Below are 17,196 nucleotides of genomic sequence, written 5' to 3' on the forward strand. Positions count from 1 at the left end.
ATCAGGCCATGGGACTGACGACAGCTGACAGGGTATCGGGTCCATCCGGGAGACCGCGATCACAGCAGGTCGACCGGCACCGGCAGGGCCGATGCTACGGTCATGGGCATGGGCAAGCCCAACCCGGCGAAGGTACGCGATCTGACGCCCAAGAAGAAGTGCTGCAGGTCGAAGACCCGCTGCGTCCGCTGCCCCGTCGTCATCCACCGGATGGCGAAACTCGACATCGCGGGCATGAGCAAGAAGGACCTGAACAAGGCGCTCAAGAAGGCTCGCGCGGCCTGAGGCGCCGGCGGCACTCACCTACCCACGGACAGCGCTCAGCTCCGCACTGACAGCGCCCTCTCCTGCGTTGACAGCGCTCACCTCCTCACTGACAGCGCTCCCCGCACCGTTGACAGCGCTTCGTACTTCACTGACAGCGCTCTCGATGTCGTTGACAGCGCCCGGCCTGACGTTGACAGCGCCCTCACCCGCAGCGATCAGCCGATCGCAGCCTCGACGACGCCGACGAGGAGTTCGCGCACATCGAGGTCGATGATGTCGGCGACCGGGTCGAGTGCGCGGATGGAGGCCAGCACCGCGATGCCGTGGATCGACGTCCACAACGTCACGGCGCGACGCCACCGACGCCCCTCCGACATGGGGGCCTCTCGCTTTCCCGACGGTGCGGTGTCGATCGCCGCGTCGAGCACCCGACGGAGTTCGGTCAGCAAGGGCACCGACAGGCTGCGCAGGTCACCTCCGGCACCGTCGAGGATGTCGTGCCGAAACATCAACGCGAACATGGCGCGTCGCCGGACCGCGAAATCGACATACGCGGTGGCGGCATCGAAGAGCCGGGTCCGCGGGTCACGATCGCCGCCGAGGATCGGCCCCAGCTCATCCGCCAGGTCCTCGAGACCCACCCGGGCCATCGACGCCAACAGGGATCGGTGCGTGGGGAAGTACCGGCGTGGTGCCCCGTGCGACACCCCTGCTCGTCGTGCGATCGCCCGCAGGCCCACGCCGTCGATGCCGTCGGACTCCAGTAACTCGATCCCGGCGGCGACGATCCGGCCGGAGGTGGAGTCCGTCGGCGTTGCACTGGCCCAACCCGTCATGTAGACATTGTCTACCAGTTTCGCCGTAGACATTGTCTACGCAGGCCGATGAGGAGGAACCATGTGGTATGCGCTGGCGAAACACGCGGCGATCGGACCGATCCTGCGCATCGTGACCCGCCCGCAGGTCATCGGACGCGAACACCTGCCGCGCAACGGTCCGGTCATCCTGGCCGCGAACCACCACGCGTTCATCGACTCACTGCTGCTGTGCCTGATTTCCGGGCGGCGGGTCACCTTCGTCGCCAAGAGCGAGTACTTCGAGCGTCCGGGTGCCATCGGCGCCGCCACCCGATGGTTCTTCTCGGCCATGGGCCAGATCCCGATCGATCGGCGCGGCGGCGCGCACTCGGATTCGGCGCTCGGTGCGGCCATCGACACGTTGAACCGCGGTAAGGTCTGGGCGATCCACCCGGAGGGCACGCGCACACCGGGTGACGCCGTCTATCAGGGCCATACGGGTGTCGTCCGGGTGGCGCAGGCCACCGGCGCGCCGATTATCCCGATCGGCCTGCGGGGCAGTGCCCGGGTGAACCCGCCGCATACCCGGATCTGGCGTCCACATCGCGTCGCCGTCGTCATCGGACGCCCCGTCGAACACGATGACATCGCGAACTCCGATCCCCGGGCCGCCACCGACCTGATCATGCGTGAGGTGGCCGTCTTGGCCGGGCAGCCCTATGTCGATACGTACGCCTCGCGACCATGAGCCTCATCGCCGCGACATTCAGCGGAGGCGCCGTCAGTGAAAAGCCGGACGCCGTCAACGAATCAAGAGCGCTGTCAACGGAGAACTGAGCGCTGTCAACGGAGAACTGAGCGCTGTCAACGGGATTGAGAGCGCTGTCATCGAAAAACCGAGCGCTGTCAGCGTCGAGGAGGGCGCTGTCAACGACGGTGGGCAGCGGAGTTCGCCGGCCGGCAATCAGCTCGGGGGTGGCGTCGCCCGGCCGTCTCCGGTGACGGCACCATCGGTCTCGGCACCGTCGGCGTCGTTCACGGCGCCGGACGGCCGGACCGCCTGGACGACGATCGCCGCGGCCACCGCCGCGATACCCACGATCTCGACGGCGGGCGGGATCTGCCGCAGCACGATCACTCCCACGACCGCGGCGGTCACCGGCAGCAGGGCGAGCAGGATGGCGAACTGCGCGCGCCCGACGCTGCGCAGGATCACCTGGTCCAGTGCATACGGCAGTGCCGTGGACAGGATGCCCAGCAGCACACCGAGACCCAGCAGCCGAAGGGTCGGGGCGTCGGGATCGAACGCGTCGGTCAGGCCCCAGGCCAGCGGCGAGGTCAGGACCGCGGCGACGACGAAACCCGTTGCGAGATCCTCGATCCCCGAACCGCGCAGCGCCACCCGTTTGCCCAACACGATGTATCCGGCCCAGCACGCGGCGGCGATGAGCGCGAACGCCAGCCCGGCCGGCGTCGCCGACCACTGCACGTCGACGATCAACGCGACACCCACGACGGCCAGCAGCAGGGCGGCGATGTCGCGCCGCGTCCGGGAGCCGAACGCGGCCACGGCCACCGGACCCAGGAACTCCAGTGCCACCGTGGTTCCCAGTGGTAGTCGGTCGAGCGCCTCGTAGAAGGCGATGTTCATCGCGGCGGTGATCAGGCCGAACACCCCGGCAAGCACGAGTCGGTCCCGACGCCAGGCCGCCACCGGCGGACGCACCCACACCACCAGGGCGACGGCGGCACCGGCGATCCGCAACCACGCCACCGCGGCGGGCTCGAGACGATCGAACAGGCCCACCGCGATCGCGGCCCCGAGGTACATCGACGTACCGCCGACGAGCATCAATCCCGGCGCCGTCAGCGTCTGTGCGAGCCGACGACTCATCGCGAGCGCTCCCCCAGCGTCGCCACCAGTTGTGGCAGCCACGCCGTGTCCGCGGGCACCATCTGTGCCGCGGCGGCCAGTGCCGTCAACTCCTCGGCATCGACCCACCGTACGGCGCGATGCTCGAGCGCCACCGGCTCGCCGTCGACGACCCGCGCCCACATCGCCACCAGGACGAGGTCGCCGCTCAGCGAAACATGTTCGCGCAGAGCCTCACCCACGCTGACGTCGACGCCGAGCTCTTCGGCCAGTTCCCGGCGCAGTGCCGCCGCGTCGGACTCCCCCGGCTCCGCCTTGCCGCCGGGCAGCTCCCAGAGCCCGGCAACCTCGGGCGGTCGGTCACGTTGCGCGAGAAGAAGTTTGCGGCCCGAGGGATCGATGATCGCCCCGGCCAGGACATGTCGGGGCGTCATGACCCGATCACCGCCACCCGTTCGGGCACCAGGCGCAAGGTGACGACGTCGCCCACGCCGACCGACGCCGGCCCGACCGCGTCGTACTCGCCGGACTCGGTGCGCACCCGTAGTCGCGGTCCGGACGGCAGGTCGGCGACGACGAGGACCGAGCCCCGGATCGCCGATCCTTCTGCCGACGATCCCTTTGCGGTCGCACCGACCGGCGTCGCCCGGACCGACTCGGCCCGCAGGCCGAGTTCCACGGAGTCCGCGGCGACATCGAGGTCGATGTGCCCGAGGCCGGTGTCGAACCGGCGCGGACCGGCGTCAGAGCCGGGGCGGGCGTCGGCGGTCGCCGTCGCCGGGATCACCGAGGTGCATCCCAGAAACCGTGCGGCCCAGGCATCGACGGGCGTGCTCCATAGTTGCGCCGGGGTGGCCGACTGGACGATCGCACCGTCGCGCATGACCGCGATCAAGTCACCCATCAGGGCCGCCTCGGCATGGTCGTGGGTCACCACGATCGTCGGGGTTCCGGCCTCCCGCACGATCTCGGCGATCTCGGTCGCGAGGCTGTCCCGCAAGCGCCGATCGAGTGCGGCGAGGGGTTCGTCGAGCAACAACAGACGCGGCCGCGGGGCCAGCGCCCGCGCGAGCGCCACGCGCTGCGCCTGCCCGCCGGACAGCGCCTCCACCCGGCGATTCCCGGTACCGGGCAACCGGACGAGGTCGAGCATCTGCGCCACCCGCTCGGCGATGGCGGCCCGTGACCACCTGCGCATCCGCAGACCGTAGGCGACATTGGCGGCGACGCTGCGTCCGGTGAAGAGTTGACCGTCCTGGAAGACCACGCCGAAATCGCGCTTATGCGCGGGGATCCGGGCGAGATCCACGCCGTCGAAGCGGATCGTCCCGGCGTCGGGTCGCTGCAGTCCGGCGACCGCCCGGATCACGGTGGATTTGCCGCAGCCGGACGGTCCGAGCAAGGCGGTCACCAGCGAATCACGTTCGCCCACAGACCAATTGAGACCGTCGATGATGGTCTCCGAACCGTAGGAGACGCGCAGACCATTGAGCTCCAACATCAGATCAGTGCCCCCGTCCGCGGCCGCAGGAACTCCACGAGGAGCACTGCACCGGCGGTGACGAGCACCAGCACCATCGAGGCCGCCATCGCGGTGGCCAGTTCGGTCGCTCCCGGTCGATTGAGTGCCGACCCGATCATGACCGGCAGCGTCGTGGTGTCGGCACGTGCGAGGAAGCTGGTTGCGCCGAACTCGCCGAGCGCCATCACGAAAGCGAACCCTCCTGCCGCACCGACAGATCGGCCGATCAGAGGCAGATCCACGGTGGCGAACACCCGCAGCGGCGAGGCGCCGAGAACCGCGGCCGCTTCACGCAACCGCTGCGGCACCGCCTCCAGTGCCGGGATGACGATGCGGACGACGACGGGTATCGCGATCAGTGCCTGTACGCACGGGATGACCACCGGCGACGCCGCGACCTCCGGCGGGAGCGCGGCGAGCACGATGAGATAGCCGAAACCCAGTGTCACCGCACTGATTCCGAGCGGGATCATCGCAAGTCCGTTGCCGATCACCCCGGCCACTCCCCGCGAGCGATGCAACGCGAGGCCGGCGAGCAGACCCACCACCACCGCGATCACCATCGCCAGCAGCGCGGTCGTCAACGAATACCGCAGTGTGGCGAGGGGCGTCACACCGTTGACGGGCACCGACATGGCCCGGTATCCGTCGAGTGTCCACCGCCCACCGACGCTCGGACGCACCGAACGGATGGCGAGCGCCAGGATCGGCCCGACGAGTAGCGCCAGTGTCCAGGCCCAGGCGCCGATGATCGCGAGCCAGGTGACGCCGACGATCGGCGGCGGGCGACGACCGGCCCGGGCCGAACCCGACGACGAGCCGGTATCACTGAAGACCCTGCTGCACACCAGGACCGCGACCACCACCACGATCTGCAGCATCGACAACAGGACCGCTTCGGGGATACGGAAGTAGCCGACGGCCTGGGTGTAGATCTCGGTCTCCAGGGTGCGCAGCGCCCCGCCGCCGAGGATGATGATCACCCCGAAGCTGGTGGAGCAGAACAGGAACACCAGGGTGGCCGCCCCGCCCAGCGCCGGCATCAGCCGTGGCGCCACCACCGTCCACCACGCACGTGACCGCGAGGCGCCCAGGGTGCGCGCGGCCTCCTCGGCGCGGGTGTCCAGCGATCGCCACGCCGCCCCGACGACCCGCACCACGACCGCCACGTTCAGGAAGGCGTGTGCAGCGAGCACGGCGGTCCACCCGTCGCCGATACCCAGCCCGTCGAGGGGGCCACTGAACAGTGCCCGAAATGCCACGCCCACAACGACAGTCGGCAACACGAACGGCACCGTCACGATCACCGTGAGCACCACCGCCCCCGCGCCCGGCATCCGGACATACAGCCAGACGATCGGGATTGCGACGACGAGCGCGAGCAGCGTCGAGGCGCCCGCCTGGGCGAGCGTGACTCCCAAGAGGTGCCAGGCGTGGGTCCGATCGATGAGCGCGCCGATCGAATCATCGGGTTTGCGCACGGTGATCGCGCGCCGGACCAGCGCCGCCACCGGCCACAGGAAGAAGATCGCCAGAAACGCCACCGGGATCACCCGGAGCGCGACTGCCCCACTGGCGGTAGCCGCCCGGCCGGGAGTTGCGACCATCAGCGACCGACCGCGGCCCGCCACTGCTCGAGCCACGAGTCCCGGTTCTGGGTGACGTACTCCGGCGGCAGGGTCACCGTCCACTGGGGTAGCGGGGCACGTTGCGCCCAGCCGTCGGGCAGCGGCGTGTTCTTCTGCACGGGATAGACGTACATCGACGACGGCAGTGCGCGCTGCACCGTCGGACTGAGCATGAAGTCGATGACCTTGCGTGCCCCGGTGGCGTTGCGGGTGCCCTTGAGGATGCCGACGTATTCGACCTGACGGAAGCACCCGTCGAGCAGGGCGCTCGTGCCGGGTGTGGCGGCCGGCGACGAGGCGTAGGACAGCACGATCGGCTTGTCCCCGTGACCCTCACCCGCACTGAACAGTTGGTTGTAGGCGATCTCCCACCCGGACACGATGGCCGCACCGCCGCCGCTGACGTCCTTCCAGAAGGACTGCCAGTTGCTCCCGAACATTCCGACCGTGGTGAGCAGGAACGCCATTCCCGGCGACGATGTCCCCGGGTCGAGCAGCGCGGCCTGCGCGGCGAACGACGGCTCGGTCAGGTCACGGATGCTCTTCGGCGGTTGCTGGCCGCGGCTGGAGTACCAGGTGTCGTCGATGTTCAGGCACACGTCACCGCGGTCGACCGCCGTCAGCTGATCTTCGGCGCCGGCGATCGCGAACTCCGAGGCACCATTGGCGGCCGCGGGAGGGGCGTAGGCCTCCAACGCCCCGGCGTCGATGGGCCGGGAGGCGAAGGTGTTGTCGATGCCGTAGACGACGTCGGCCTTGGGCGATCCGGGGGTCAGCGACACCGTCGAGGCGAGTTGGCCCGCATCGCCGCTCTTGATCACCTTGAGCGTCAGTCCGGTCTCGTTGCGGAAGGTGTCGAGGACGTCGTGGGGCAGGCTGAACGAGTCGTGGGTGAGCATCGTGACCTCGGCGCCGGACTGCGCGTTGTCGCCACAGGCGGTGATGGTCGCCGCACCGACGATCATCGTGATCAGCGCGACGCCGACACGCACGAGTCGTGCGGGCATCGGCGATCGGGGCGGTCGGACACGGCCATATGGGTTGCTCACGGGACTCCCTGTACGGGTGAAGCTGGACGGTGATGCGGTAAAGGATGGTGCGGTGAGGATCAGCGCGCCCGCGGGAGCACACCGGATCGATCTAACCAGGTCGTCGCCCGTCACACGACACCACCAGCGACGCACCATCAGTAACAATTGCATCAATAGTCACATCTGCAACAGCTGGCGCGCGGTAGGCTGCCTGGACACCGCCCCTCCCATGGGGCTTAGACTGATCCGCGACCTCGTGGGCCCGCTCCGATGTCGGCCCACACCGACTCTTGTGAGGACACCAGCCTCGTGCGACATCATGCATCGATGCGACGACCCCATCGCCTGATCGCGGCCACCACCGCCGCCCTCGCGATGTCGTTGGCCATCCCTGCCGTCGTCTCCGCAGCACCGACGACACCCGCCGCCCCGTCCACATCGGCAGCGCCGAGCACCCCGGCCCCCCAGCCGGATCAGCGCACCCTCGACTCGCTCGGCGCGTTCGCACCCGCGATCATCGGCTCGGTGACCACGCCGGGTCCCGACGGGCAGATCAATCCCGATCTGATCCACCAGGCCCAGGCCATGGCCGACAATCGCCAGCTGCCCGCCCAGGTCCGCGAGATCTGGCAGCAGATCGTCGATTTCCTCGGCGAACCGGGTGAACGGCAACTCGCCGCCGCACAGGTCGCCGAGCGCCGGGTCGCCAAGCCGGGCGAGCCGGAGATCCCGCAGGGACCGGGCGCACCGAAGATCCAGCAGTTCCTCTACCCGACATTGGGCTTCGGCTGCATGCCGGGCAACGGCAATTCCCTCGGCCGCGCCCTGGTGACCGCCGGCCCGCAGGCCGCGCCGGCCCCCGGCCCGAAGCGTGGACAGGCCGGATACGTCTACACCAGCCTCGGCACGGGCCCGGCGATCAACAGCCCGTCGCGGAAGCTGTGGGCCAGCTGGATCAACATCGACAACGGTCGTACCGGGCAGACGCAGCTCAAACGCAACGACAAGATCAATGCGACCAGCGGGCCGGGAACCTTCACCGGCATCGCGAGCACCGGCAAGGGCCGCATCATCTCCACGATCTACGGCGACGTGACCACCAAGACCAAGGGCCGCGTCATCTCCTGCACAATCGCGCCGACCATCGGGCTCGCAATCATCTGAGCACACCCACGACGCCAGCGCCCCGGCCGATCGGCCGGGGCGCTGCTGCGTTCCGAGCATCTCCCATCGATCGCGGCCACATCACAACTCGGCTTCTCAGCTTGTTCACATCGCAACATTCGTGTTCTCTTTTAACTTAAGCATCATCTGTCACATCCGTCCCACCTTCCCGGGTGGGGCGTTTTGCGCCCGAGGAGAACTATGAGCAGCGCCATCCGTACCCGACCTCGCCGCCTGGTGAGGACCGTCTCCGGCCTCGCCGTCGCGGTCGCCGTCGCGACCGGCGGTGCAGGACTCGCACATGCGGCCCCGGCCACCACTCCGGCAGCACCGGCATCCCCGGCCGCCCCCTCGACGGCGACGCCCTCGACTCCGAACGGTCTGCTGCCCGATGAGATGGAACTCGGCGCCGTGCCCCTCGACAGCGCACTGGCCCAGGGCGTGCGCACGCTGAAGGATGCCGGCGCCGATCAGATCGCCCTCAAGGCCGCCGAGACCATCAAGAACAGCGTGGGACAGATCTCTCCGGATCAGATCACCGCGTTGCTCGGTCAGTTACCTCTCGACGGGCTGACCGGTGGCGGCACCACCGTTGCCGCGAGCACCGATGTCGCCGCCTCCACCGATCCACTGTCAGTGTTGCGCACCTTGGGAATTCAGTCCTTCACGCCCTCTGTGGCACCGTTCTGCGCGGCCCCCACCGCCGACAACCCGCTCGGTCTGGTCACCGCGGGCGCCGGTGCGGTGGCCGGCCCGTGGCCGATGAAGACCGAACCGACCACCGCCCTCAACACACTGCTGCAGCAGCTCTTCCCGAACCTTCCCGCTCTCAAACCGTTCAATCTCGTCCAGGACGGCCAGACCGCATACGCGTTCGTGCCGGCCACCGCGACCACCGGCGGCAAGATCCAGGTGGCGTGGTTCAACACCAGCACCCTGCAGGGCGGTTTCGCCGACCTCGAACCCCTGGGCGGCCAGAACAACGCCATCATGTCGAAGATCTTCGACCAGCTCGGCGCCGTACGTCTGGCACCGGTGAACACCGGCAAGGGCACCATCCTCTCGGCCGTCTACGGAACCGCCCAGAACGGTGAGACCACCTGTTACTTCCTTCCCGCGGTCGGCGTCGTCAGCGCATGATCACCATCCGACGCAGACCCCGCTGGGTCGCACGCAGAACCCGGACGGCAACCGCCGCGGTGGCCACCGTGATCGCCGTGGCCACCGGGGTCACCGGATCGGTCATCGGCCTGGCCCAGGCCGATCCCGAGGCCGCCGTCGATTCGGCATCCCCGGCCGACACCACCACCTCCGCGCCGACAACATCGACGGGGACCGCGGCGATGACCGCCGGCGGACAACCCGGGACCGTCTACGCCAATCGGGAAATCCCCGGCTCGCGGCTGTATGCGGGCGCCGGGCGCGGCTATCAGTTCACGTACTGGAGCGTGGGTGCCGACGCCCAGCCGCATCTGTCGACCGGATCGCTCTACCTCCCCACCCGTTCGGCGCCGCGCGGCGGCTACCCGGTCGTGGCGTTGGCACACGGTTCCCGTGGTATCGCCGACGAATGTGCGCCGTCGGTCCACCCGACCGACGCCGACCTCGACGCGCTGCGCACCTGGCTCAGCCGTGGCTACGCGGTGGTCGGCACCGACTATGCGGGGCTCGGAACCAGTGGCACCCCACAGTATTTCGACCTCCAGGCCACCGCACGCAACATCGTCGACGCGGTGGCGGCCGGGCACGACATCTCCGACCAGCTGTCCCGCAGGTGGGCGGTGGTCGGCGAGGGTCAGGGCGCGTCCGCGGCGGTCGTCCTGGCTCGCGGCGTCTCCGGTGCCCGTAGTGCGGATATGGACTACCGCGGCTCCGCGGCCACCTCCATCCCGGCCGAATTCGCTTCCGTGATCGGCAAACTCGGGCCCGCCACCACGATCACCGCACCCCCGGTGTGGGTGGCCGACGCGCTGTACACCTTGGCCGCGATCGGTGAGACCCACCCCGAGGTCGGCCTGAACGCCTACCTGACCGACACCGGGCGGTCCTGGGTCGCCAAGGCCAAGGACCTCTGCGTCGGAGACCTCACCCGTGCGGCCACCGGACTCGACCTCGGCTCGTTGTTCAGCAAACCACTCTCCGGCAACACCGACCTCACCACGCTGCTGACGAGCGCATCCACTCTGCCGACACGCGGATTCACCCGACCGGTGCTGATGTCGCAGACCCTGCAGGACTCCGCGGTGATCGTGCCGTTGACGCTGAAGTACATCACCGACGCCCGCACCGACCGCCTCGTCGACGGCCGGACCTACCTCACGCCCGTCGCGTCGCAGGCGGAGTCCATGTCGGACAACGACGTCCGCGCCTTCGTCGCGCGTGTGACCCGGTGATCTCGCGAACCTACGTCGCCGCCGCCGCGCTCGCCTCCGTCGTCGGCGCCCTCGGATCCCGACGAGGCGCCGCCGTCACCAAGCCGATTCCGTTGGCGCTGTTGGCCGGGGCGGTCATCCGCGGATGGCGGGGCCGGTCGGGGATCGACAACGCGTTGCTCACCGCGGCAGTGACGTTCTCGGCGGCCGGCGATCGGGCGATGCTCCTCGAGGAGTTCACCGCTCCGTCGCCGGCCGACGGTGAGCGCCGGCTCGCAGTGGGGCATCCGTTGACCCTCAAGGACTCTCGGCTCGCGGGCGGCGCCACCCTGTTCGCTGGTGCCCAACTGTCCTACTGTGCGTTGCTCTGGCGACGGGGTGCTCGACCCCGTGCACGAACCCTGCTCCCACGGGTGGCGGTCCTCGGCGAGTCCGCCGCCGTGATCGCCGCGCACCGGCCTCGGCTGCTCGCGGTGCTCGGCCCCTACGGCAACACGCTCGCCACCATGTCGGCCCTTGCCGCCGACGCACCGACAAATCAGCCCGCGCTGCGCGTGGGTGGGCTGCTGTTCCTCGCATCGGATCTCACGATCCTCAACCGGCGTCATCTGATCGGCCACCCGGGCCTGCGGCAACTTACCGAGACCTGGGTGCTGGCAAGCTATTTCGCGGCGCAGGCGTTGCTCGTCGACGGCCTTGCGGACTGACGATCACCGAGGTGATCACTTGGCCTTGGCGGCCGTCCTACTCGCCCGTGCCGACAATTCCGAGTCGGCGACCGCATCCATGTCCTCGAGTTCCATCCCCTTGGTCTCGCGCACCTTGAACCTGACGAAGAAGAACGACGCCGCCGCACAGAACGCGAAGAAACCGTAGATCCAGCCGAGTCCGACGACCTTGCTCATCTGCGGGAACAGCATCGAGATGATGAAGTTCGCGATCCAGTTGAACGCAGTGCAGACGCCCAGTGCGACACCGCGAATGCGGTTCGGGAACATCTCGCCGAGCATCACCCACATGACCGGCCCCCAGGTGGCGGCAAAGGCGACGACGAACAGGTTCGCACCGATGAGGGCGATGGTGCCCCAGGGGTCGTCGAGGGTGGTCTTCGGCGCGCCGTCCACCACCGTGGTCGACGCCTGGGTGAACGCCACACACGCCATCACCAGACCGATGAACATACCGATCGAGCCCCACAGCAGCAGCACCCGGCGGCCGATGCGGTCGACGAACAGGATGGCTACGAATGTCATGCCGACGTTGATCGCCGAGGTGATCACCGAGGTCGTGAACGCGTCGTCGGTGGAGAATCCGACCGACTCCCACAGCGTCGTGGAGTAATAGAAGATCGCGTTGATGCCGACGAACTGCTGGAAGACGGCGAGCCAGATACCCACCCACACCAGCGGGTGCAAACCGAAGGACGGACCGCGGATATCCGAGAGCGAACTGGCCTTCTCCCGTTTGACCGTCAGTCGGATCTCCTTGACCCGATCAAGCGGATTCGGTTCACCGGTCACCTCCTGCAGGATGCGGGCGGCCTCCTCATCTCGGTTGCGGCCCACCAGATATCGCGGCGACTCCGGGATCGACAGGGCGAGCAGACCGTAGATCACCGCCGGGACGACACCGACGAGGAACATCCACCGCCATGCCTCCAGGCCCCACCACAATTCCTGTTCGGGACCGCCGGCGGTGTTCTGCAGCAAGGTGTCCGAGAGCAACGCCGCGAAGATGCCGAGGGTGATCGCCAGCTGCTGCATCGACGCGAGGGCACCGCGGTAGCGGGCGGGCGCGATCTCGGCGATGTAGGCCGGCGCGATGACCGACGCGATGCCGATGCCCAGACCACCGAGGACGCGCCACAGCAACAGATCCCACAGCGTCTGGGTGTAGGCCGTCCCGATCGCCGAGATGACGAACAGGATCGAGCCGAGCAGCATCACCCGTTTACGGCCCCAGACGTCGGCGAGTCGGCCGGCGAACCAGGCACCCACCGCACACCCGAGCAGCGCGATCGCGACGGCGAATCCGTTGACCAGGAAGCTCAATTCAAAGGTGTCCTGGATGGAGCTGACTGCACCGTTGATGACCGAACTGTCGAAACCGAAGAGGAAACCACCGACCGCCGCGGCGATCGACACCGCGATCACCTTGGCCGTATGTTGCTCCGCGATCTCCGCGTTGTGCGCTTCAGACATGCAGAACCCATCTGTCCGGGTCCGTCGCTTGGAATCGATCGGACGACTGCGGCTTACGCTACTCGGCCAAGTGGTGCATTCCGCGGGGTTTCACCCGGAGACCCGCCGTTCGATGTCCGATGGTTACCCGGGGAAACGGTTCGCCCTCAGTCGGGTGCAGCCGCTCAGGCCGTGGCCCGGCCACCACATGTAGAGGTCTGCGCGTTGACCATCGGCACGAACGCCAGCGCACCGATCTTCTGATGGATGGTGAACGACACCGGACCACGACCGGGGTGCAGCACCACCTCCCAGCTCACCGTCTGCGCGCGGCTCGGCACGCGCACCGTCCCGGTGCGACCGGTCGCGTTGTTGCGCCACGTGACCATCACCTCGACGGTGAACTCGAGCACGCCGGGTTTGCTCCGCGACGATCCGATCAGTGCGATAGCCGGTCCCGGCAGCCCGTCGGACGGGAAGGCGATCTGGTTGTAGACGTCCACCCACACCGGAAGCGGCGGCGCCGGCCACGGATTGGCACTGTCACAGCGGATGGTGGTGACGTAGTTGGACGGCGAACTCGGGGCCGCACCGGCCGTCGAGGACGCCCCGATCAACGCCGTGGCCGCCATCATCATCGCCACCACGACCGAACCGATGCGACGCATGAGGACTCCACCTCGTCGTATCGACAACCCCGACCCACTCCCCGATCGTCTACGTCCGGACCCACGCAGCATGGCGCTCATTCTAGGGGCACTACCCTCGGGGCATGGCGAAACTGCAGATTGCCCAGGACCCGGCCGCCGACGAGTTGCTGTCCACCGACCCGTTCGCGCTGCTCACCGGGATGCTTCTGGATCAACAGTTTCCGATGGAGCGCGCCTTCGCCGGGCCGGCGAAGATCCGCGACCGCTTCGGCAGCCTCGATCCCGCCGCGATCGCCGACGCCGATCCCGAGGCCTTCGCCGACCTGTGCGCCACCCCACCGGCGATTCACCGGTACGGCAGATCGATGGCCGGGCGTGTGCAGGAACTGGCGCGTGTCGTGGTCGAGGAGTATGGCGGCGATGCCGAACGGATCTGGACCGAAGCGTCCACCGGCGCGGATCTGCTGGCGCGGGTGCGTGCCCTGCCCGGCTTCGGTGAGCAGAAGGCCAAGATCTTCACCGCGCTGGTGGCAAAGCAGTTGGGGGTCACGCCCACCGGGTGGACGAAGGTCGTCGGCGACTACGGCAAGAAGGGCTTTCGGTCGGTCGCCGACGTGACCGACCCGGAATCCCTGCTGAAGGTGCGCGAGTTCAAGAAGGCCGCGAAGGCGGCCGCCAAGAAGTAGGCCGCAACCCCGCCGTGGAATGACGCCACCGTGGAATGACGCCACCGAGGAGTGACGCCGGCGACGATCGCCGCCTCCGATGGCCTACAGTGCGCTCATGGGTTCACCCACGGGCAAGGATGCGGGCCGACGCGACACGGGTAGCGCTCAGATCGATGTACGCGCGCTGGTCGAGTTCCCCTTCCAGATCGGTTTCGCCGTCACCGGCGTGACATTGACCGCCGCGGAATCGGCGATCAACATCGCCCGTATCACCGCCGCGAGCGTGCAGAGCGAGGTCAACCACGCCCTCGGCATCTCCGGTGACGAACTCGGCAGCACCCGGGCTCCGTTGGCGCTCCTCGGCCAACTCGCCGACCTGCTGGGTCCGGACCGGCCGTTCGGGCGGATCGTCGCGCCGGGCGGGCCGCTGGAACGCCTTCTGGTCCCCGGCGGGGTGATCGACCGACTCACCGCCGAACACGGCCTGCTGGACAAGCTCACCGCGCCGGGCGGCATCCTCGATCAGATGACCGAGGACGGCGGCATCCTGACGCGGCTGACGGCGAAGGACGGACCGCTGGACCGACTCACCCGCACGGGCGGTGTCGTCGATCAGTTCACCGAGAACGAGGGAATCCTCGAACGTCTCACCTCCGAGGGCGGCATCGTCGACAAACTGACCGCACCCGACGGCGTCCTGGAGAAGGTCACCGCTGCCGGCGGCATCCTTGATCGGATGGCCGAGGACGACGGGCTTCTCGATCAGCTCGTCGGTGAGAACGGTGCGGTGGAACGTGCCATCGCACCCGGCGGCCCCCTGGACCTGATCACCCAGCTGACCGAGGTCATCAGCGAACTCGCCCCGAATCTGCTGGCGATGCAGGACACCGTGCATGAGCTCGCCGAGACCGTCGATCTGCTGAATCAGTCGGTGGCGCCGCTCGGTGGGCTCGCCGACCGGCTGCCCAAGCGCCTGACGCGCGGGGCAAAGGGCACCGGCGACGTCACCGGGCCGCAGCGGGGCGGCCGGGAGACCCCGGACCAACCACAGATCTCGCCGTAGCGCCGCGGGCGGTCATTCGGCCCGGCTCAGCGCCGCGTACACCTCGCCGACGGCTGCGGTGAGCAATTGCACGTACCGATCCACATCCGGACAGATCCGCGGGTCGGCGATCACCGAGATCGTCACCGTGTCACCGAGTCCGTGCACTCCGTGGTTGAGTCCGTGGACCGATGACAGGGCCGGGAATCCCGCGGTGAACACCGACCTCGCACCGCCGCCGGCATCGGTGGCGCCGATCGTCAGGTCGGCGTCGCCGCGATCGACCGACGAGACCACCGTGAGTCCGTCGATCCGCGCCGGGACGGTGCCCAGGTCGGCACTGCGCACCCCGAGTATCCGCAGCGGTGCCGGCGTGAGATGTTCGGCCCGACGCGAGGCGCGCGCGGCGCCGGACTCGGGGTGGCGGGCGGCGGCGATCCCGGCCGCGATGGCCTCCGACCGCTCGCCGAGGTCGGCGATGTCGATACGCAGATCGATGCTCGCGTTCCGAAAGGTGTTGCGCGAATCCGACTTTGCACCGGTCCGTCCGACCGGCAGGGTCACCACGCACCGGTCGAGGTCGTCGCCGAGGTAGCGGGGCAGGGCCACCGAGATCACCAGGAGCGCACCGATGGTCACGGTGCGCGCGCGGCCGGACCGTAGTCGCCCGGCGTCGACGGTCACCGTCCGCAACACCCGGGCGTCACCCGGGACCTTGTTGATGCGAGACGGTGCAACACCGGATGGTTCGGCGCCTGCCGGCGGTCTCGCGGCGAGGCGCCGATGGCGATCGAATGCGACTGCACCCCAACCGAACATGAGCAACGTCTGGATCGGCAGCCATGCCAGTGCACGAACACCGGCCAGCCCGGTCGCGAGCGCCGACGGCACCACCGCCTGCCGCGGCCGGTCATCGGGAGGTATCCGATCCTCGGAAAACAGTTGTCGTGCAAGGGCGCTCGTGCGACGACCATCTCCCAGCGCATGCACGACCTGAAGCACCGCGACCACAAGATCTGTGCCACCGGAGCCGATGTCGCATCCGATCGGGGCCGGATCGTCCGGTGGGGACACTCCTTCGAAGAGGTGCAGCCGCCAGGGATGTTCCCGCGCGTCGAGCGGTGCGGTCATCTCCTCGGCGATCCGATCGAGACAGTCCTGCCATCGCATCGGTCCCGGACGTCGTCGAATCTGTTCGGCCGCTGCATATCTCGTGGCCCAGCAGGGACGGTCGAGATTCGCCGGGACGTCAACGACGTGGATGTTGAGATCTCCGAGCAGCCGAGCTCGGCGGAGTAGGGTGCCGGCCAGGTCCGCGTTCTCGGTCGTCGGTGAGGTGAAGGCGTACACCAGGAACTGGTCGCTGTGCGCCCGGCTCGCCATCCAGTACCACAGCGCGTCGGAGGGTTGCATCCGCTCCACCGCATCACCGTACCGAAGGTACGTGGATTCCGGTGTACGAAGGTACGTGGATTCCGGTGAACCGAAGGTACGTGGATTCCGGTGCACCGAAGGTACGTGGATTCCGGTGCACCGAAGGTACATGGATTCCGGTGCACCGAAGGCGCGCCGGTTACGGTGGCCCACACACGCGCGGACGGGCGACGCGAGGAGCACCGTGGTGTCCGTCGCGTCGCCCGTCGTAGGCAGCCGGGGAGCCGGGTGATCGGCCCCGCGGGGGTAGGTCAGTTGCCGGTCAGCTTGTCCTTGATGTTGCCGACGGCGTCCTTGACGTCCTCGATGCCGTCCTTGACGGCGGCCGAGACCTGATCTGCCTTGCCCTCGTTCTTCAGGTCCTCGTCGCCGGTGACGTCGCCGCCGACCTCCTTGGCCTTGCCCTTGGCGTCCTCGACCTTGTTGGAGACCTTGTCCTCGATGGCCATTGCGTATCCCTCCTTGTTGAGCCCCGTGTGGAGTGGGGCGCGTGAACGCACCGGGCCATTCCCGGCACGTGTCATTCGTTGCGCGACGGCGGGCGGATCTATCCCCGGTATCGGGATGA

The 17,196-nt window shown here is 68.4% G+C and carries 18 protein-coding genes; 8 read left to right on the forward strand and 10 right to left on the reverse strand.

Annotation, left to right across the window (positions count from 1 at the left end; genetic code table 11):
* Nucleotides 1–108 precede the first annotated feature (108 nt).
* A complete protein-coding gene (locus ACWDPV_RS11625; RefSeq protein WP_348807225.1) occupies nt 109–285 on the forward strand; it encodes a hypothetical protein in 177 nt (58 codons plus the stop codon).
* 197 nt (nt 286–482) lie between these two features.
* Here the strand turns inward: ACWDPV_RS11625 and ACWDPV_RS11630 are convergent, their stop codons facing one another.
* Nucleotides 483–1,103: a TetR/AcrR family transcriptional regulator gene (locus ACWDPV_RS11630; RefSeq protein ID WP_449743082.1), complete on the reverse strand. Its 621-nt coding sequence runs from the start codon at nt 1,101–1,103 to the stop codon at nt 483–485.
* Between the two features lie 61 nt (nt 1,104–1,164).
* Between ACWDPV_RS11630 and ACWDPV_RS11635 the strand changes: the two genes are divergently transcribed.
* Nucleotides 1,165–1,812, forward strand: coding sequence for a lysophospholipid acyltransferase family protein (locus ACWDPV_RS11635; RefSeq protein ID WP_449743083.1), 648 nt, complete (start codon nt 1,165–1,167; stop codon nt 1,810–1,812).
* 216 nt (nt 1,813–2,028) lie between these two features.
* On the opposite strand, the gene ACWDPV_RS11640 is transcribed toward ACWDPV_RS11635, so the two are convergent.
* The 5 genes from ACWDPV_RS11640 to ACWDPV_RS11660 are packed head-to-tail and all read right to left on the reverse strand — an operon-like array spanning nt 2,029 to nt 7,094.
* Nucleotides 2,029–2,958, reverse strand: coding sequence for an EamA family transporter (locus ACWDPV_RS11640; protein WP_348807222.1), 930 nt, complete (start codon nt 2,956–2,958; stop codon nt 2,029–2,031).
* Entirely contained in the window at nt 2,955–3,371 is a 417-nt protein-coding gene (locus ACWDPV_RS11645) for a (deoxy)nucleoside triphosphate pyrophosphohydrolase (RefSeq protein ID WP_348807221.1), read from the reverse strand. The genes ACWDPV_RS11640 and ACWDPV_RS11645 overlap by 4 nt, the downstream gene beginning before the upstream one ends.
* Entirely contained in the window at nt 3,368–4,438 is a 1,071-nt protein-coding gene (locus tag ACWDPV_RS11650) for an ABC transporter ATP-binding protein (RefSeq protein WP_449743084.1), read from the reverse strand. Before ACWDPV_RS11650 ends, ACWDPV_RS11645 begins: the two co-directional genes overlap by 4 nt.
* Complete coding sequence (locus ACWDPV_RS11655) at nt 4,438–6,066, reverse strand: ABC transporter permease (RefSeq protein ID WP_449743085.1); 1,629 nt, start codon at nt 6,064–6,066, stop codon at nt 4,438–4,440. The genes ACWDPV_RS11650 and ACWDPV_RS11655 overlap by 1 nt, the downstream gene beginning before the upstream one ends.
* Entirely contained in the window at nt 6,066–7,094 is a 1,029-nt protein-coding gene (locus tag ACWDPV_RS11660; protein WP_449743086.1) for a thiamine ABC transporter substrate-binding protein, read from the reverse strand. Before ACWDPV_RS11660 ends, ACWDPV_RS11655 begins: the two co-directional genes overlap by 1 nt.
* A 351-nt stretch (nt 7,095–7,445) precedes the next feature.
* On the opposite strand from ACWDPV_RS11660, the gene ACWDPV_RS11665 reads away from it, so the two are divergent.
* From ACWDPV_RS11665 to ACWDPV_RS11680, 4 genes are all read left to right on the forward strand, one after another.
* Nucleotides 7,446–8,282 (forward strand): Rv1157c family protein, encoded by an 837-nt coding sequence (locus tag ACWDPV_RS11665; protein ID WP_449743087.1) that lies wholly within the window; start codon nt 7,446–7,448, stop codon nt 8,280–8,282.
* 201 nt (nt 8,283–8,483) lie between these two features.
* Nucleotides 8,484–9,422 (forward strand): hypothetical protein, encoded by a 939-nt coding sequence (locus ACWDPV_RS11670; RefSeq protein WP_449743088.1) that lies wholly within the window; start codon nt 8,484–8,486, stop codon nt 9,420–9,422.
* Entirely contained in the window at nt 9,419–10,675 is a 1,257-nt protein-coding gene (locus ACWDPV_RS11675; RefSeq protein ID WP_449743089.1) for an alpha/beta hydrolase family protein, read from the forward strand. The genes ACWDPV_RS11670 and ACWDPV_RS11675 overlap by 4 nt, the downstream gene beginning before the upstream one ends.
* On the forward strand, nt 10,672–11,361 hold the full coding sequence (locus tag ACWDPV_RS11680; protein WP_449743090.1) for a lysoplasmalogenase family protein: 690 nt from the start codon (nt 10,672–10,674) through the stop codon (nt 11,359–11,361). Before ACWDPV_RS11675 ends, ACWDPV_RS11680 begins: the two co-directional genes overlap by 4 nt.
* A 15-nt stretch (nt 11,362–11,376) precedes the next feature.
* Here the strand turns inward: ACWDPV_RS11680 and ACWDPV_RS11685 are convergent, their stop codons facing one another.
* Together ACWDPV_RS11685 and ACWDPV_RS11690 are read right to left on the reverse strand one after the other, a co-directional pair.
* Nucleotides 11,377–12,855 (reverse strand): sugar porter family MFS transporter, encoded by a 1,479-nt coding sequence (locus ACWDPV_RS11685; RefSeq protein WP_449743091.1) that lies wholly within the window; start codon nt 12,853–12,855, stop codon nt 11,377–11,379.
* 164 nt (nt 12,856–13,019) lie between these two features.
* Entirely contained in the window at nt 13,020–13,502 is a 483-nt protein-coding gene (locus tag ACWDPV_RS11690) for a hypothetical protein (protein ID WP_449743092.1), read from the reverse strand.
* Nucleotides 13,503–13,606: 104 nt separating this feature from the next.
* Here ACWDPV_RS11690 and ACWDPV_RS11695 point away from each other — a divergent pair, with 104 nt between their 5' ends.
* A complete protein-coding gene (locus ACWDPV_RS11695) occupies nt 13,607–14,170 on the forward strand; it encodes an HhH-GPD-type base excision DNA repair protein (RefSeq protein WP_449743093.1) in 564 nt (187 codons plus the stop codon).
* Between the two features lie 97 nt (nt 14,171–14,267).
* A complete protein-coding gene (locus ACWDPV_RS11700; RefSeq protein WP_449743094.1) occupies nt 14,268–15,215 on the forward strand; it encodes a hypothetical protein in 948 nt (315 codons plus the stop codon).
* A gap of 12 nt (nt 15,216–15,227) precedes the next feature.
* Here ACWDPV_RS11700 and ACWDPV_RS11705 read toward each other — a convergent pair whose 3' ends face one another.
* Nucleotides 15,228–16,607, reverse strand: coding sequence for a hypothetical protein (locus ACWDPV_RS11705; protein ID WP_449743095.1), 1,380 nt, complete (start codon nt 16,605–16,607; stop codon nt 15,228–15,230).
* A gap of 272 nt (nt 16,608–16,879) precedes the next feature.
* Nucleotides 16,880–17,077, reverse strand: a complete 198-nt coding sequence (locus tag ACWDPV_RS11710; protein WP_348807209.1) for a CsbD family protein — start codon at nt 17,075–17,077, stop codon at nt 16,880–16,882.
* Between the last annotated feature and the right edge of the window lie 119 nt (nt 17,078–17,196).

The organism is Gordonia sp. NPDC003504 (assembly GCF_053587995.1).

What these genes read in the sequence shown, in the direction of transcription:
- ACWDPV_RS11655 (WP_449743085.1), bottom strand. Translation starts at nt 6,066, where the DNA reads ATGGTCGCAACTCCCGGCCGGGCGGCTACCGCCAGTGGGGCAGTCGCG.
- ACWDPV_RS11650 (WP_449743084.1), bottom strand. Translation starts at nt 4,438, where the DNA reads ATGTTGGAGCTCAATGGTCTGCGCGTCTCCTACGGTTCGGAGACCATC.
- ACWDPV_RS11625 (WP_348807225.1), top strand. Translation starts at nt 109, where the DNA reads ATGGGCAAGCCCAACCCGGCGAAGGTACGCGATCTGACGCCCAAGAAG.
- ACWDPV_RS11660 (WP_449743086.1), bottom strand. Translation starts at nt 7,094, where the DNA reads ATGCCCGCACGACTCGTGCGTGTCGGCGTCGCGCTGATCACGATGATC.
- ACWDPV_RS11695 (WP_449743093.1), top strand. Translation starts at nt 13,607, where the DNA reads ATGGCGAAACTGCAGATTGCCCAGGACCCGGCCGCCGACGAGTTGCTG.
- ACWDPV_RS11645 (WP_348807221.1), bottom strand. Translation starts at nt 3,371, where the DNA reads ATGACGCCCCGACATGTCCTGGCCGGGGCGATCATCGATCCCTCGGGC.
- ACWDPV_RS11710 (WP_348807209.1), bottom strand. Translation starts at nt 17,077, where the DNA reads ATGGCCATCGAGGACAAGGTCTCCAACAAGGTCGAGGACGCCAAGGGC.
- ACWDPV_RS11675 (WP_449743089.1), top strand. Translation starts at nt 9,419, where the DNA reads ATGATCACCATCCGACGCAGACCCCGCTGGGTCGCACGCAGAACCCGG.
- ACWDPV_RS11690 (WP_449743092.1), bottom strand. Translation starts at nt 13,502, where the DNA reads ATGCGTCGCATCGGTTCGGTCGTGGTGGCGATGATGATGGCGGCCACG.
- ACWDPV_RS11705 (WP_449743095.1), bottom strand. Translation starts at nt 16,607, where the DNA reads ATGCAACCCTCCGACGCGCTGTGGTACTGGATGGCGAGCCGGGCGCAC.
- ACWDPV_RS11630 (WP_449743082.1), bottom strand. Translation starts at nt 1,103, where the DNA reads ATGACGGGTTGGGCCAGTGCAACGCCGACGGACTCCACCTCCGGCCGG.
- ACWDPV_RS11635 (WP_449743083.1), top strand. Translation starts at nt 1,165, where the DNA reads ATGTGGTATGCGCTGGCGAAACACGCGGCGATCGGACCGATCCTGCGC.
- ACWDPV_RS11670 (WP_449743088.1), top strand. Translation starts at nt 8,484, where the DNA reads ATGAGCAGCGCCATCCGTACCCGACCTCGCCGCCTGGTGAGGACCGTC.
- ACWDPV_RS11640 (WP_348807222.1), bottom strand. Translation starts at nt 2,958, where the DNA reads ATGAGTCGTCGGCTCGCACAGACGCTGACGGCGCCGGGATTGATGCTC.
- ACWDPV_RS11685 (WP_449743091.1), bottom strand. Translation starts at nt 12,855, where the DNA reads ATGTCTGAAGCGCACAACGCGGAGATCGCGGAGCAACATACGGCCAAG.
- ACWDPV_RS11665 (WP_449743087.1), top strand. Translation starts at nt 7,446, where the DNA reads ATGCGACGACCCCATCGCCTGATCGCGGCCACCACCGCCGCCCTCGCG.
- ACWDPV_RS11700 (WP_449743094.1), top strand. Translation starts at nt 14,268, where the DNA reads ATGGGTTCACCCACGGGCAAGGATGCGGGCCGACGCGACACGGGTAGC.